Here is a 296-nt window from a genome sequence, read left to right on the forward strand (position 1 = left end):
TCTGGAAGACTTCCAGGCACCTGGCGATCGGTTCCTGGAACTTTACCCATGCGGGGGCCAATGCACGAGTCGGCGGGCAGGCTGACGGGCGCCACAACAACATCGAAGCGGGCTTTATTATTGCTGACAACAGTCCGATTGATCCGCTGTTGGGTAAGGTGCTGGATGCACATGACGGCCTGTTTGCTACGGATGAACAATTGGCAGCCGAGGCGCTTGTGGCGCCTGAACCCCTGCCGTTTGATATTGCCGTAACGTTTGACTGGGCCAGCCAGACCTACTGTTTTAAAGGTCAG

1 protein-coding gene is annotated in these 296 nt (G+C 56.4%); it reads left to right on the forward strand.

Annotated features, from left to right (window positions below; translation table 11 throughout):
* Positions 1-296 (forward strand): hypothetical protein (locus AC3XQU_RS23655; protein WP_489876580.1); only part of this gene is annotated, 296 nt, incomplete at both ends.

The organism is Telluria sp. AZSoR62 (assembly GCF_058111565.1).